This window comes from Kaistia granuli DSM 23481, assembly GCF_000380505.1.
Lineage (GTDB): Bacteria > Pseudomonadota > Alphaproteobacteria > Rhizobiales > Kaistiaceae > Kaistia > Kaistia granuli.
Window position 1 is genome coordinate 311,780 of the sequence record NZ_AQYH01000003.1, and the last position, 13,752, is coordinate 325,531.

General features: G+C 65.1%; 14 protein-coding genes. 2 read left to right on the top strand and 12 right to left on the bottom strand.

Annotated features, from left to right (window positions below; all coding sequences use genetic code 11):
- Window positions 1–2: 2 nt before the first annotated feature.
- The 12 genes from G342_RS0103855 to G342_RS0103910 all read right to left on the bottom strand — a co-directional run bounded on the left by G342_RS0103855 (window position 3) and on the right by G342_RS0103910 (window position 11,037).
- Window positions 3–1,232, bottom strand: coding sequence for an MFS transporter (locus G342_RS0103855; RefSeq protein WP_018181786.1), 1,230 nt, complete (start codon window positions 1,230–1,232; stop codon window positions 3–5).
- A 79-nt stretch (window positions 1,233–1,311) separates the two neighbouring features.
- Window positions 1,312–2,307: a thiamine-phosphate kinase gene (gene thiL / locus G342_RS0103860; protein ID WP_026304092.1), complete on the bottom strand. Its 996-nt coding sequence runs from the start codon at window positions 2,305–2,307 to the stop codon at window positions 1,312–1,314.
- A gap of 2 nt (window positions 2,308–2,309) precedes the next feature.
- Entirely contained in the window at window positions 2,310–2,831 is a 522-nt protein-coding gene (gene nusB, locus G342_RS0103865; protein ID WP_018181788.1) for a transcription antitermination factor NusB, read from the bottom strand.
- Entirely contained in the window at window positions 2,831–3,283 is a 453-nt protein-coding gene (ribH, locus tag G342_RS0103870; protein WP_018181789.1) for a 6,7-dimethyl-8-ribityllumazine synthase, read from the bottom strand. The genes nusB and ribH overlap by 1 nt, the downstream gene beginning before the upstream one ends.
- Before the next feature lie 180 nt (window positions 3,284–3,463).
- Window positions 3,464–4,075, bottom strand: a complete 612-nt coding sequence (locus G342_RS0103875) for a riboflavin synthase (protein ID WP_018181790.1) — start codon at window positions 4,073–4,075, stop codon at window positions 3,464–3,466.
- A 2-nt stretch (window positions 4,076–4,077) separates the two neighbouring features.
- A complete protein-coding gene (gene ribD, locus G342_RS0103880) occupies window positions 4,078–5,217 on the bottom strand; it encodes a bifunctional diaminohydroxyphosphoribosylaminopyrimidine deaminase/5-amino-6-(5-phosphoribosylamino)uracil reductase RibD (protein ID WP_026304094.1) in 1,140 nt (379 codons plus the stop codon).
- Between the two features lie 51 nt (window positions 5,218–5,268).
- Window positions 5,269–5,748: a transcriptional regulator NrdR gene (gene nrdR / locus G342_RS0103885; protein WP_018181792.1), complete on the bottom strand. Its 480-nt coding sequence runs from the start codon at window positions 5,746–5,748 to the stop codon at window positions 5,269–5,271.
- A 12-nt stretch (window positions 5,749–5,760) separates the two neighbouring features.
- Window positions 5,761–7,068, bottom strand: coding sequence for a serine hydroxymethyltransferase (gene glyA / locus G342_RS0103890; protein ID WP_018181793.1), 1,308 nt, complete (start codon window positions 7,066–7,068; stop codon window positions 5,761–5,763).
- Between the two features lie 177 nt (window positions 7,069–7,245).
- Window positions 7,246–8,538 carry a L,D-transpeptidase family protein gene (locus G342_RS0103895; protein WP_018181794.1) on the bottom strand — a complete coding sequence of 431 codons (1,293 nt, stop codon included), beginning with the start codon at window positions 8,536–8,538 and terminating at the stop codon, window positions 7,246–7,248.
- A 358-nt stretch (window positions 8,539–8,896) separates the two neighbouring features.
- Window positions 8,897–9,409: a transcriptional regulator LdtR gene (ldtR, locus tag G342_RS0103900; RefSeq protein ID WP_018181795.1), complete on the bottom strand. Its 513-nt coding sequence runs from the start codon at window positions 9,407–9,409 to the stop codon at window positions 8,897–8,899.
- 165 nt (window positions 9,410–9,574) lie between these two features.
- Window positions 9,575–9,997, bottom strand: a complete 423-nt coding sequence (locus tag G342_RS0103905) for a DUF6163 family protein (protein ID WP_018181796.1) — start codon at window positions 9,995–9,997, stop codon at window positions 9,575–9,577.
- The gene (locus tag G342_RS0103910; RefSeq protein WP_018181797.1) at window positions 9,994–11,037 is read right to left on the bottom strand and encodes an enoyl-CoA hydratase/isomerase family protein; all 1,044 of its coding nucleotides are present in this window, start codon (window positions 11,035–11,037) and stop codon (window positions 9,994–9,996) included. Before G342_RS0103910 ends, G342_RS0103905 begins: the two co-directional genes overlap by 4 nt.
- A gap of 277 nt (window positions 11,038–11,314) precedes the next feature.
- On the opposite strand from G342_RS0103910, the gene G342_RS0103915 reads away from it, so the two are divergent.
- Window positions 11,315–12,607: a hemolysin family protein gene (locus tag G342_RS0103915; protein WP_018181798.1), complete on the top strand. Its 1,293-nt coding sequence runs from the start codon at window positions 11,315–11,317 to the stop codon at window positions 12,605–12,607.
- A 99-nt stretch (window positions 12,608–12,706) separates the two neighbouring features.
- Window positions 12,707–13,726 (top strand): porphobilinogen synthase, encoded by a 1,020-nt coding sequence (gene hemB / locus G342_RS0103920; protein ID WP_018181799.1) that lies wholly within the window; start codon window positions 12,707–12,709, stop codon window positions 13,724–13,726.
- The last annotated feature ends 26 nt before the right edge of the window (window positions 13,727–13,752 follow it).

Below are 13,752 nucleotides of genomic sequence, written 5' to 3' on the forward strand. Positions count from 1 at the left end.
GGTCAAGTCTTCTCCTGAACCGCCCGCTTGCGGAGCAGAGCGGACCAGGCAAGGGCCGCGAGGCTGATTATGACGACCGGAAAGACGATCATGTTGATGAAGGTCCAACCGGGTCCGCCGATCAGCTTGCCAGAGAGCAGCGACGCGATCGCCGCCGTTCCTAAGACGAGGAAATCGTTCAGACCCTGCACCCTGCCCCGCTCTTCCGGCCGGTAGGTATCGGCCAGCATCGCCGTCGCGCCGATGAAGCCTAGGTTCCAGCCGAGACCGAGCAGGACCAGCGTGATCCAGAAATGCGCCAACGAAAGACCGGACATGCCGACGATGGCGCAGGCGGTCAGAAGCGCGAGACCGGCAATGACGATTCGTTCCTTGCCGAATCGGACGATCAGCCTGCCTGTGAAAAAGCTCGGCCCGAACATGGCCAGCACATGCCACTGGATGCCGAGCGCCGCGTCGCTCTGGGTCAGGCCGCAGCCGATCATCGCCAGCGGCGCCGCCGTCATGACCAAGGTCATCAGGGCATAGGCCGAGATCCCGCACAGCACGGCGGCGATGAAGCGCGGCTGGCGCGCGATCACGCCGAGCGGCCGGCCTTTCGGCCCTTCCGCCTCGCTGTGGCGCGGCCGCGGCGGCGCCAGATCGCGGATGGCGCTGGCGATCAGCAGCCCGACGACGCCGAGCCCGGCCGCCGCCAGGAAGCTGCCTGCGAAGGCGATCGGGCTCAGGAGGTCGTTGGTGAAGATGACGGTCTGCGGCCCGATGATGCCGGAGAATATCCCGCCCGCCATGACCAGAGACATCGCCTTGGTGCGCACCGGCGGGCTGCCGGCATCGATCGCCGCGAAGCGGTATTGCTGGTTGAAGGCGCCCGACATGCCGATCAGGAACAACGCCGCCGCGAACAGCCAGAAGGTTCCCTGCAGCAGGGCAACGGTAGCGAGCAGACCGCCGAAGATCGCCGGTGCCGCGCCAACGACGAAGCCCTTCCGGCGACCGATCCGGCTCATCAGGATGGCGGCCGGAATGGTCGTCAGCGCCGAACCGATGGTCGAAGCGGTCACCGGGAGGGTCGCCAGCGACTTGTCGGGGCCGAGCAGGTGGGCGCCGGCCAGGCCGCCCAGCGTCACGGCGATCGGCAGGATCGAGCTGTTGATGGCGTTGGCAGCCATCAACACCGCGGCGTTGCGCCGGACCTGCCGATCGAGATTGTCGGAAACCTGTGCGTCCACGATCGCTCTCCCGCACCCTTGCCGGAATCGGCGGCGCAAACGTCGAGGAAAAATCGTCTAGCAGAAATCCGAACGGCGATCAGAAATGATCGTGCGAGGCGCGGGCGAGAGAAATCGGATCGCCCTTGCGGTCCAGAACGACCGGGGCGCCCTGCCCTTCGACGATACGCCCGATCGCCGTGACCGGAATTCCGGCCCGCGCCGCCGCCGCTTGATAGGCCGCGAACCGCGCTTCCGGCATGGTCGTCAGGATCTCGTAGTCGTCGCCACCGGTGAGGATGGTGGTCAGCACGGTCGGATCGACCGCCATCAGGGCGCGCGCGGCCTCGGACAGTGGAATTCGGGCCGCGTCGACTACCGCCGAAAAACCGGAAGTGCGCGTCACGTGTCCGAGATCGCCGATCAGCCCGTCGGAAATGTCGAGCGAAGCGTTGGCGAACTGGCGCACCGCCTCGGCAAGGCCGAGCCGGGGCTGCGGGTGCAGGTAGCGATCGAGCAGATGCGTCGCTCCCTCGCCCGCCAGCTCCTTGTCGAGGCTGCCGAGACGCAGCCGCAGGCCGAGCGCCGCGTCGCCGATGGTCCCGGACACGACAATGATGTCGCCCGGCTGGGCGCCAGCCCTGCGGACGATGCCACCGGCCGGCACCTGGCCGAGCGCGGTCACCGAGAGCATAAGCCCGTCGGGGGATTTGACCGTGTCGCCGCCGAGCAGCGGAATGCCGTAGCGCTGCTGGTCCTCCGCGAGACCGGCGGAGAAACCGGCCATCCAGTCCTCCGTCCAGTCGGCAGGCAACGCGAGGCCGAGCAGATAGCCAATCGGCGCGGCGCCCTTGGCGGCAAGATCCGAGAGATTGACGCGCAGCGCCTTCCTGGCGATCGAGGCCGGCGGATCCTCGGCGAAGAAATGAACGCCGGCTGCGACCATGTCCTTGGTGAGGACGAGGTCGAAGCCAGGATCAGGCGACAGCAGCGCCGCGTCGTCGGTCAGGCCGAACGCGCCCGGCTCATCCGCCAGCGGTCGGAGATAGCGGGCGATCATCCCGAACTCGCCGGGTCGTCCACTCTGCTCCGGCATGCTCAGCCCTTGTTGCTGGACGAAGCATCGAACTCTTCGCCGCGCAGCTTGCGGGCGACGGTATCGAGGACGCCATTGACCATGCGCGGCTCGTCGCCGACGCCGAAGAACGCGCTCGCAATGTCGACATACTCGGTGATGACGACACGGGCCGGTACGTCCTTGCGGCCCATCAGCTCGTAGGTGCCGCAGCGCAGGATGGCGCGCAGCGTCACGTCGATCCGCTTCAGCGGCCAGTCCGGCGTCAGCGAGACATGGATCGCCGGATCAAGATTGCGCTGTTCGCGCACGACCCCGGCGATGATGTCGCGGAAGAAGGCGGCATCGGCATCGCGATACTGATCGCCATCGACTTCCTTGCCGAGCCGGTAGTTCTCGAACTCGGCCACCACCTCGGTCAGCGACGCGCCGCCGACATCCAGCTGATACAGCGCCTGGACGGCCGCCAGCCGGGCGGCGCCCCGCTGGTTCGCCGGCCTGAATGTCCGCGCCGTCGGCGGGGATTTGTCAGCAGCCGTCATCATCACAGACCGAATTTGTTGCGAAGGGCGACCATGGCTAGCGCGGCCTCGGCAGCCGAACCGCCCTTGTTCTTCTCGCCGACGCGAGCGCGCGCATAGGCCTGGGCATCGTTCTCGACGGTCAGGATGCCATTGCCGATCGCCAGCGACTCGATCACGGCCATGTCCATGATGGCGCGGGCCGATTCATTGGCGACGATGTCATAGTGCGAGGTCTCGCCGCGGATCACGCAGCCGAGCACGACGAAGCCGTCATAGTTGACCTCGTCTTCGTCCATCGCGGCCAGTGCCATCGAGAGCGCGGCCGGAATCTCCAGAACGCCGGGAACCGAAATGCGCTCGAAGGTCGCTCCGGCGGCTTCGATGGCAGCCTTGGCGCCGTTGAACAGCTCGTCCGAAATGTCCTCGTAGAAACGGGCATCGATGACGAGGAGATGGGGGGCCGATTCGCTCATGTTGAAGCTCTCTCTTTAACCGGTCACCCGGATAGGATTGGGCGGCAGGTGAACCATGCGGCCCCATGCGCTGTAAAGGGAAAAGAACGCCGCAGCCAGCGTCCGTCCCTGCCAGCCGGATCGCATGCGCGACATCCCCGACAGAACGTGCCGAACGCCAGCCAAGCGGACGGTGGCAGCTTACCCGGCTTCGGTCAGCCGTGCCACATAGCGCGCCATCTGGTCGACCTCGAGATGGACGCGGTCGCCGGCCTGCCGCGCGCCCCAGGTGGTGACGTCGCTTGCCAGCGTGTGGGGAATGAGCAGGACCGAGAAACGGTCGCCCTCCACCCAATTGACCGTCAGCGATGTGCCGTCGAGCGCGACCGAGCCCTTGGTCGCGATGAAGCGCGCCAGATTCGTCGGCGCCTCGAACACAAAGCGTGTCGTCTCGCCGAGGTCCTCGCGGCTGACGATGGTCGCCAGGCCGTCGACATGGCCGGAGACCATGTGGCCGCCGAGCTCGTCGCCGATCTTGAGCGCGCGCTCGAGATTGATCGCCGTGCCGGCCTCCCAGTGGCCGACTTCCGTCAAGGCCAGGGTTTCCGGCGCCGCCTCGACATCGAAGCGGGTACGGCCGTCCGTCCGGCCGTCGATAGCGATCACCGTCAGGCAGACGCCAGCGCAGGCGATCGATGCGCCGATGGCAATCGTCTCGGCGTCATAGCTGCTGTCGATGGTGATCTTGTTGACGTCGTTGCGACGCTCCACCGCCGTGACCTTGCCGACGTCGGTGATGATGCCCGTGAACATGCTCAGACTGACCTTTCGTAACGAACCATGCGATCCTCGCCGAGACGCGCTTCCTCGACGCGGCGGAACCGCGGGCTGCGCTCGATCGCCGACAAGGCGCCGCCGGCGAGCGCGCGCACGCCATCCGGGCCGACAACAACCGGCGCATGGAACAGTACGACCTCGTCGAGCAAACCGCGATGCAGCAGGGAGGCGGACACCTTGGCGCCGCCTTCGACAAGCAGCCGCGTCACTCCGCGCTCGGCGAGCAGGCGCAGCGCCGCTTCGATATCAACGCCGCCCGACCCCGTGCCGACTGGCAGGACGTCGACGCCGGCGGCGAGAAGCCTCTCGCGGTTGGCGATCGGCGCCTCGGAACTCGTGACCAGCCAAAGCGGCGTGTCGGCGGCTCCCTTGACCAGCGAGGAGGACGGCGACAATCGCGCCTGCGTGTCGAGCACGATGCGGATGGGCGAATGGGCCCGCAGGCCCGGCACACGAACGGTGAGGCTCGGATCATCAACCTGCGCGGTTCCAATGCCGATCAGCGTGGCGTCGGCCTCAATGCGCATGGTCTGCAGGCGCGCGAAAGCCTCGCGGCCAGATACCAGCATGCGCTCGCCTGCCACGCGGCCGATCATGCCGTCGGCGGAGACGGCGAGCTTCAACGTGACATGGGGCCGCCCGGCGGCAAGGACAGAGATATAGCCGGCATGCAGCCGCCTCGCCTCGTCGGCAAGCATGCCCGTGGTGACCGAGATGCCGGCGTCGCGCAGCTGCGCATGGCCGCGTCCGACCAGGCGCGGGTTGGGGTTCTCCATCGCGGTAACGACCCGCGCAACGCCGGCCTGGATCAGGGCCTCGACATCGGAGACGCCATCGACGGGATCGGGCGACGGTTCCATGGTGGTATAGACGGTCGAGCCACGGGCTTCAGCACCGGTCGCCGCCAGGGCGGCGATCTCGGCATGCGGGCTGCCGCCGACGCCGGTAAGGCCGCGACCGAGAATGACGGGGACGTCAGCCTCGAAGCCGACGATCAGCGTGCCGACGGCCGGAGCCGGCGCGGTGGAACCCAGATTGCGCCGCCCGAGGCGAAGCGCGACGGCCATCAGCCGGCGGTCCATCTCGGGATCGGCGCTCGCAGTCCGCTCTGTCGCCATCCGTACCCCCGCAGATTGGTTTGGCGCGCCGCCGAAGCGACGCGCCAAGTCTTAATCGCGCGTGACGATCTCCGCCGCGTCCTGAGCGGAAAGCTCGTCAAGCACGGTCGAGAAATCCTTGGCTTCGCGGAAATTGCGATAGACCGACGCAAAGCGCACGTAAGCGACGTCATCGAGCCCCTTCAGGGCCTCCATGACATAGACGCCGATCTGCTCGGCGTTGATCTCGCTTTCGCCACTGCTCTCCAGCTGGCGGACAACGCCGTTGATCATTCGCTCGACGCGATCGGGATCGACCGGCCGCTTGCGCAGCGCGACTTGAACCGACCGCATCAGCTTGTCCCGATCAAAGGGAACACGCCGCCCGCTCTTCTTCACAACGGTCAGCTCGCGCAACTGGATGCGCTCGAAGGTCGTGAAACGACCGCCACAATCCGCACAGACCCGCCGCCGCCGGATGGACGTATTGTCCTCCGACGGGCGGGAGTCCTTCACCTGCGTATCGTCGCTGCCGCAATAGGGACAACGCATGGGATGTTCCGATCAGGAATAAATCGGGAAGCGCGCCGTCAGCGCGTGGACACGTTCCTTGACCGAGGCCTCGACCAGCGGAGCCGAGCCGTCTTCCGACTGCGAGACCGCGCCGAGCACTTCGGCGATCAGACGGCCAACTTCCTGGAACTCGGCGACGCCGAAGCCACGGGTCGTCGCAGCCGGTGTGCCGAGTCGGATGCCGGACGTGACGAACGGCTTCTCCGGATCGTAGGGAATGCCGTTCTTGTTGCAGGTCAGGCCGGCACGGACGAGGGCCTTCTCCGACACGTTGCCCTTCACCTGCTTCGGCCGCAGATCGACCAGCATCAGGTGGTTGTCGGTGCCGCCGGAGACGATGTCGAAACCGGTGCCCTTCAGAGTTTCCGCAAGCGCACGAGCGTTTTCGACGACGTTGTTCGCATAGAGCTTGAAGTCCGGACGCAGCGCCTCGGCGAAAGCGACAGCCTTGGCGGCGATGACATGCATCAGCGGGCCGCCCTGCAGGCCGGGGAACACGGCCGAGTTGATCTTCTTGGCGATCGCCTCGTCATTGGTCATGATCATGCCGCCGCGCGGGCCGCGCAGCGACTTGTGCGTCGTCGAGGTGACGACATGCGCATGCGGCAGCGGCGACGGATGCGCGCCACCGGCGACCAGGCCGGCGAAATGCGCCATGTCGACCATCAGATAGGCGCCGACCGAATCGGCGATCTCGCGGAAGCGCTTGAAATCCCAGATGCGGGAATAGGCGGTGCCGCCGGCGATGATCAGCTTCGGCTTGGTCTCTTCGGCGATCCGCTGGATCTCTTCATAGTCGAGCAGCTGGTCTTCGCGGCGCACGCCATAAGGCGCCACCTTGAACCACTTGCCCGACATGTTGACCTGCGAGCCGTGTGTCAGGTGACCACCGGCTGCGAGATCGAGGCCCATGAAGGTGTCGCCCGGCTGCAGCAGCGCCAGGAAGACAGCCTGATTCATCTGGCTGCCGGAATTCGGCTGGACGTTGACGAATTGACAGTCGAACAGCTTCTTGGCGCGCTCGATGGCGAGCGTCTCGACGATGTCGACGAACTCGCAGCCGCCGTAATAGCGCTTGCCCGGATAGCCCTCCGCATACTTGTTCGTCAGCACCGAACCCTGCGCTTCCAGGACGGCGCGCGAGACGATGTTCTCCGAAGCAATCAGCTCGATCTCATTCTGCTGACGACCGAGCTCCTTGCCGATGGCATCGGCAATCTCGGGATCAGCCTGAGCGAGGCTCTGGTTGAAGAAGGCGGAAGTCGAGGAAAGGCTGTCGGCGCGATCCGTCAAAGACATGGGCTGTCCATCCTGTTGTCGGTGCCGGATCGAGCCAATGACGGATCGTCCGGAACCCGGGCGACGTACCATATGTGGGGGTAGACGCCAAGAAAAAGGGCCTCATCGGCCCTTCAATTAACGGTTGTCGTTCCGGACAAACGGCCCGGAACGACGGGTTTGCGGGGCAGCAGCGACCTATTGTAGCGCCAGCTGACCGATGCCGTCGCGATTGTAGATATCATCGCGGAAATGGGTCACGCCGTCGGCCATCGCCCAGGCGCTGATATATTGCAGGTAAAGCGGAATTTCCGGCTTCGGATTGACGTGCACCTGCTCACCGGACTTGAAGATCTGGTCGATCCGCTCGCGCGGGAACTCTGGCGTGTCGCGCAGCAGCCAGCCGATCACCTGGCGGACGTTCTGGACGCGGATGCAGCCCGACGAATCGAAACGCTGCTCGCGACCGAAGATGTCCTTCTGCGGCGTGTCGTGCATGTAAACCTGCTCGTCATTGTGGAACGAGATGCGCACCGTGCCGAGCGAATTGAAATCACCCGGATCCTGGCGGAACAGGTAGCCCTTGGTGGCCTGATCCGTGTTCCAGTCGATCGATTCCGGCGGCACTTCGACGCCGGCCGTGTCGTAGATGCGGATGTGCTTCTTGGTCAGGTAGTCCGGCGACTTCTGCATCAGCGGAATCAGATCCTTGCGGATGATCGAAGCCGGCACGGTCCAGTTCGGATTGAAGCTGACGCGGTAGATCTTGGTGGCCAGCACCGGGGTCGGACGATCGACCTTGCCGACGACGGCGGTATGGCGCGAGACGACGCGATCGCCCTCGACGACCTCGATCGCCGCGGCCGGGATGTTGATCATGACATAGCGGTCGCCGAGGAAGCCCGACATCGAGCGCAGGCGGACCAGATTGGTCTGCAGCTGGGCGAGCCGGGTCGAAGCCGGGACATTCATCATGTTGATCGTCGACGGACCGGCGACGCCATCGGCCGGCAGGCCGTGCCGGGCCTGGAAGCGGCGAAGGCCGGCATCAACGTAAGAATCGAAGGTCTGCGAATTGCCGGCGCCTTCGGCGAGATCGCCGGTCACCGTCAGGCGCTGGCGCAGGATCACGACATTCGGATCGCGGAGGCCGAGGCTCAGCTTCTTGTCGCCGGGAACGACAGGCCAGCCCCCGCGGTTGGCGATGTCGGTGTAGCTCTGGATGGCGTATTCGACCGCCTGTGCCGTGTCGGGCGACAGGATGGGCGCCGAGGTGCGGACGGAAGCCGCGCCACTCGAGGCGGCGTCGAAACCGTCCGACCAGTCGCCGGTGCGGCTCTGCAGCACCTGATTGATCGGATCCACTTCCTGGGCGAAAGCCGAAAGAGGCAGGGCGACCGACGCGGCCATGGCGCCGGCGATAGACCGCAGCGCGCCGCGGCGCGTCGTGGCCAGTGCCGGGAAGTGGGAGGTCTTCTTTGATCCGCTCATATCGCTACTTCTAGAAGCTCGCTGATAGATGGAGCGCGACGAAGATCGCCCGCCCCCAATTTTCAACTGCGGCTAGAACGCGCCGCGAACCCTGAACCCGGACCGGCCACGAGACCATTCCGCAACCCCGGCCGAAGCCCTGGAACCGAGGTGTAATACACAGAAGATCCGGCCTGACGAAGGGTCAGATCCACTCTGTTCCGTTTTCACGTCAGTATGGCGCTTTCATGTCGCACCCGACTGCGCCGCAATGCAGCATGATACTGGACCGTCATGGTTACCGGAACCTTGACGCGGGTTTCCGGGCAACAAAAAACCCGGCAGAGGATGCCGGGCTTTTTTGGTGGTCGCGCTCCGATCAGAGGCGATAGAGAATCTGGTCGGTCCAGAAGCGGTCGAGACGCTGCAGAGCGCGGTTGAGCATCTGGAAATCGTCGATGGCGATGCCGCCGACCTGCTCGATCGACTTCATGTGGCGGTCATAGACGCCGGCGACGATGCTGGCGATTTCCTGGCCGCTCTCCGTCAGGCTGACGCGCACCGAGCGACGATCCATCCGCGAACGCTGGTGATGGATGAAGCCCATCTCGACCAGCTTCTTCAGATTGTAGGAAACGTTGGAGCCGAGATAGTAGCCGCGGCTGCGGAGCTCTCCGGCGGTCAGCTCGGCGTCGCCGATGTTGAACAGGAGCAGGGCCTGGATGCTGTTGACGTCGGAACGGCCCGAGCGATCGAATTCGTCCTTGATCACATCCAGCAGGCGGCGATGCAGTCTTTCCACCAGAGTAAGCGCTTCCATGTAAAGCGGCTTCAGTTCCGGTGCATCCTGCTGCTGATGGATCGTTTCGACTGCCCGCTTCGTGCTGATCATCTTTCCGGCCTCTCTGTTGCGTGGCAAGTATTCTTCTCACCTGATGACAACGGACCTTAGAGGGACCATTTGAATATCATCTTAAATATCACGCTTAACGCAGGCTTACCTGGCGGACGGGCGACCGAAACGGTTCTTATCGTTAAAAACTTGCTATCCTGACGCTCAGCTGGCGAGCGCCTCGTGCCGCCGGCTCATCACCAGCAGGGCGACGAAGATCAGCAGCGAAACGACGTGGAAGGCGACGATGATCAGGTCCAGACCGAAGGTCTCTGCGAAGACGGTGTGCATCGCCACCTCGAACAGCGCGACATAGACCCAGATCACATTGCCCCAGGCAACGCGCATCCACAGCCCGACGGCGGCGACCAGATCGACGACGGCGAGATGGATCGTCACCAGTTGCCAGGGCGCCGACATCGTCTCGAAGCTCCAGCCCGGATCCTGGAAGACACCGGCGATATAGAGCCAGTGCCGGAGCCCCAGGATCAGCAGCATGCAGGAAACGCCGCGCAGATAGACGGTCAGCGCCAGATCGTAGGGATTGTCCGGCTCGCTTGGGAGCTGGGTAACTTCATTGTCGATCATGGTAGCGGAATGTCTCCCTCGGCAGGTGCCACGAAGTGCCCGTCGATCGCCTTCGGGTCAACCTGCGCCAGCGTCCCGGGCAACCAGGCCGGCGACCGATCCTTGTCGACCAGGGCGGCGCGGACCCCCTCGTAAAAATCGTGACCGTCGAGAATCGCACAGGCAATGCGCCAGTCGAGCCGGATGCAGTCGTCGAAATCGAGCTGCCGCGCGGCGCGGATCTGACGCAGGGCGACACGCAGGCTCGTCGGCGATTTCTCGCGAATGGTCGCCGCCGTCTGCCGAGCCCAGTCGGCATGCGGGCCATCCAGCGCTTCCAGCCGCGCGAGGATCGATTCGACCGGGCCCACGCCGAACGCGGCATCGATGACGGGACCGAGCGGCTCGAGCGTTTCCGCCGGCGCGGCTTCGGCAAAGTCGGCGAGCAAGGCGTCGACCGCGTCGTCTTCCGTCAGTCGCGCGACGATCGCCTCGAATGCCGCCGCGGGCGCCGCATGGGTCGCGATCCCGGTATGGAGCGCATCGCCGCGCCGCAGCCGTACCGCCGCCAGCGCGCAATAGACGCCGATCTCGCCCGGCATGCGGGACAGGAAATAGCTGGAGCCGACATCCGGAAAGAAGCCGATGCCGGTTTCCGGCATCGAGAACACGGCATTTTCGGCGAACACACGATGCGAGCCATGCACGGCGATCCCTGCCCCGCCGCCCATGATGTAGCCGTCGACGAGCGCGACATAGGGCTTGGGAAATACCTGGATCGCCGCGTTCAGGCGATACTCGTCGCGGAAGAAGTCCCGTTGCCCGGGCGCACCGCGCCCGGCTTCATAGACGGCACGAATGTCGCCACCGGCGCAGAAGGCCCTGCCTTCGCCGCGGATGATCACGAGCCGCACGGCCGGATCATCCTTCCAGGCGGCGAGCGTTGTCGCCAGCGACTGGACCATGCCATGCGATAGCGCGTTCAGGGCGCCCGGACGGCAGAGCGTGACGATGCCCGCGTGCCCCCTGCGCTCGAAACGGATTTCGGGTTCGACTGTCATGCCTGTCTCCGGGTGTCCGGTCGACAGTAAGCAGAGGCGGCGCCTCGGCAAGTCCGGTTCCAGGTCCGTCCCCACCTCATTCGGCGCGTGTGGGACTGCCTCATCTCTCCGCTGGCGAGAACCTGACGCGTTCGTTATGATCCGCGTCATGTCGAGATAGCATATGCGAAGTTTTATTCCGGAGCAGGGCCGAGCGGTCCCGCTTGCCGGTCCCTTTTCTACGGCCAAATGGAAAACATGGTGCCCTCCTCAATGATTGCCGCGCGCTAAACGACACATGCCCTGGCAAGACCTTCTGATCATCGCTGTGTTGATCGCTTTCAACGGCTTCTTTGCTCTTTCAGAGATCGCTGTCGTTTCATCCCGCCCTGCCCGTCTGCAGTTCATGGCCAGCGAGGGCGTCCGTGGCGCCTCGACCGCGCTGAAGCTGTCGGAGGACCCGACCGGCTTTCTGTCGGCGGTCCAGATCGGCATCACCCTGGTCGCCATCCTTTCGGGCGCCTTCGGCGAGGCCGCCCTGGCGACGCCTCTGACCGAATACCTGCTTGACGTGTTTCCGACCCTTGGCGGCCGGGCCTCCACCATCGCGACCGTCGTCGTGGTGGTCGGACTTGCCTATTTCTCGCTGATTGCAGGCGAACTGGTGCCGAAGCGGCTGGCACTCACCAATCCCGAGCGCCTCGCCTGCTTCGTCGCGCGGCCGGTCGGCCTGCTCGCCCGCTTCGCGCTGCCGATCGTCTGGTTCCTCCGGCTTTCGACGAACACGGTTCTCCGCCTTCTCGGCAAGCAGGAGAATGACGAGCGCGGCGTGACCGAGGAAGAGGTCAAGACGATGATCGCCGAAGGCACCGAGGCCGGCATCTTCCATCAGGCCGAGCGCGAGATGATCGAGGCGGTCATCCGCGTCGCCGATCGCCCCGTGCGTTCGATCATGGTGGCGCGCCCGGACGTCGTGTGGCTCGATATCGAGGACCCGCCGGCGGAAAACCGCGATGCGGTCATGCATTCGGGCCACTCGCGCTTTCCGGTCAGCCGTGGCGAAATCGACGCGGTCATCGGCATCGTCCATGCCAAGGACTTGCTGGAGCAGATCTATCTGGGCAAGGTCGTCGATCTCGCGACGGTCATCCGCGAGCCGCTCTATGTCGACGAACGCATGCCGGTGCTGAAGGTTCTGGACCGGTTCAAGACATCCAACGTGCACATGGCGGTCGTGCTCGACGAGTATGGCAGTTTCCAGGGCGTCGTGACGCCGATGGACATCTTGACGGCGATCGCCGGCGACATGCCGGAGCACGAGGGCGACGACGTTCCCGACGCCATTCAGCGGGCCGACGGCTCGTGGCTGATCGACGGCAGTGCCGCGATCGATTCGGCCGAGCGCACGCTCGGTCTGAAAGGTCTCGGCGTCGACGGTGACTTCGCGACGGTGGCAGGCTTCATGCTGCATCATCTCGGCCACATCCCGGTGCCGGGCGAATTCTTCAGCTATGAGGGCTGGATCTTCGAGGTGGTTGACCTCGATGGCCGCCGGATCGACAAGATTCTCGTCCGCAAAAGCGACGGCTAACCCCGCCGCCACCCCACTTCGAGGCGCGACAGTGCTGCGCTTGCCGCCGGAAAATCCGGTGCTAGGTTCCAGCCGTCGCGCCACTCCAAGGAAATCCGCATGACTCGTCAGTCCTTCACGCCGCCCGATATGAACGCGATCCTGGGCGGACGTCGCCTGCGTCGCAATCGCAAGGCGGACTGGTCGCGCCGCCTGGTGCGCGAGACGGTGCTGACGGTCAACGACCTGATCTGGCCGATCTTCCTGATCGAAGGCGTCAATGTCCGCCAGGACGTCGCCTCGATGCCCGGCGTGCAGCGGCTCTCCGTCGACCAAGCGGTCGTCGAGGCAGAGAAGGCGGCCGCCGTCGGCATTCCCGCCATCGCCCTGTTCCCGTTCACAGAGCCGTCGCTGCGCGATCCGACCGGCAGCGAATCGCTCAATCCGGAAAATCTCGTCTGCCGCGCCTGCCGCGCGATCAAGGCGGCGGTACCGGAGATCGGCCTGATCACCGACGTGGCGCTCGATCCCTATACCAGCCACGGCCATGACGGCGTGCTGGAGGGCGACCGCATCGTCAACGACGCCAGCGTCGCCCTGCTCGTGCAGCAGGCGTTGGCCCAGGCCGAGGCCGGCGCCGACGTCATCGCGCCGTCCGACATGATGGATGGCCGCGTCGCCGCGATCCGAGAAGTGCTCGACGATGCCGGCTACCTCGACGTCCAGATCATGGCCTATTCGGCGAAATACGCGTCCGCCTTCTACGGGCCGTTCCGCGACGCCATCGGCACGTCGAAGACGCTGATCGGCGACAAGCGCACCTACCAGATGGATTTCGGCAATACCGACGAGGCTCTGCGCGAAGTCGAACTCGACATTCAGGAAGGGGCTGACATGATCATGGTCAAGCCCGGCATGCCCTATCTCGACGTGGTGCAGCGGGTGAAGGAGACATTCGCCATGCCGACCTTCGCCTATCAGGTGTCGGGTGAGTACGCGATGCTGCAGGCCGCGGCGCGCAATGGCTGGATCGACGGCGAGCGCGCCTTCCTCGAAAGCCTCTGGGCGTTCAAGCGGGCCGGCGCCGACGGCATCCTGACCTATTTCGCGCCGCTCGTCGCGCCGCTTCTCCCCCGCTGATCGGAGCGCGCCGATGATAGGGGCCG

Coding starts and splice junctions, on each gene's coding strand:
- thiL (WP_026304092.1), bottom strand. CDS start 2,307: ATGCCGGAGCAGAGTGGACGACCCGGCGAGTTCGGGATGATCGCCCGC.
- nusB (WP_018181788.1), bottom strand. CDS start 2,831: ATGATGACGGCTGCTGACAAATCCCCGCCGACGGCGCGGACATTCAGG.
- ribH (WP_018181789.1), bottom strand. CDS start 3,283: ATGAGCGAATCGGCCCCCCATCTCCTCGTCATCGATGCCCGTTTCTAC.
- G342_RS0103875 (WP_018181790.1), bottom strand. CDS start 4,075: ATGTTCACGGGCATCATCACCGACGTCGGCAAGGTCACGGCGGTGGAG.
- ribD (WP_026304094.1), bottom strand. CDS start 5,217: ATGGCGACAGAGCGGACTGCGAGCGCCGATCCCGAGATGGACCGCCGG.
- nrdR (WP_018181792.1), bottom strand. CDS start 5,748: ATGCGTTGTCCCTATTGCGGCAGCGACGATACGCAGGTGAAGGACTCC.
- glyA (WP_018181793.1), bottom strand. CDS start 7,068: ATGTCTTTGACGGATCGCGCCGACAGCCTTTCCTCGACTTCCGCCTTC.
- G342_RS0103895 (WP_018181794.1), bottom strand. CDS start 8,538: ATGAGCGGATCAAAGAAGACCTCCCACTTCCCGGCACTGGCCACGACG.
- ldtR (WP_018181795.1), bottom strand. CDS start 9,409: ATGATCAGCACGAAGCGGGCAGTCGAAACGATCCATCAGCAGCAGGAT.
- G342_RS0103905 (WP_018181796.1), bottom strand. CDS start 9,997: ATGATCGACAATGAAGTTACCCAGCTCCCAAGCGAGCCGGACAATCCC.
- G342_RS0103910 (WP_018181797.1), bottom strand. CDS start 11,037: ATGACAGTCGAACCCGAAATCCGTTTCGAGCGCAGGGGGCACGCGGGC.
- G342_RS0103915 (WP_018181798.1), top strand. CDS start 11,315: ATGCCCTGGCAAGACCTTCTGATCATCGCTGTGTTGATCGCTTTCAAC.
- hemB (WP_018181799.1), top strand. CDS start 12,707: ATGACTCGTCAGTCCTTCACGCCGCCCGATATGAACGCGATCCTGGGC.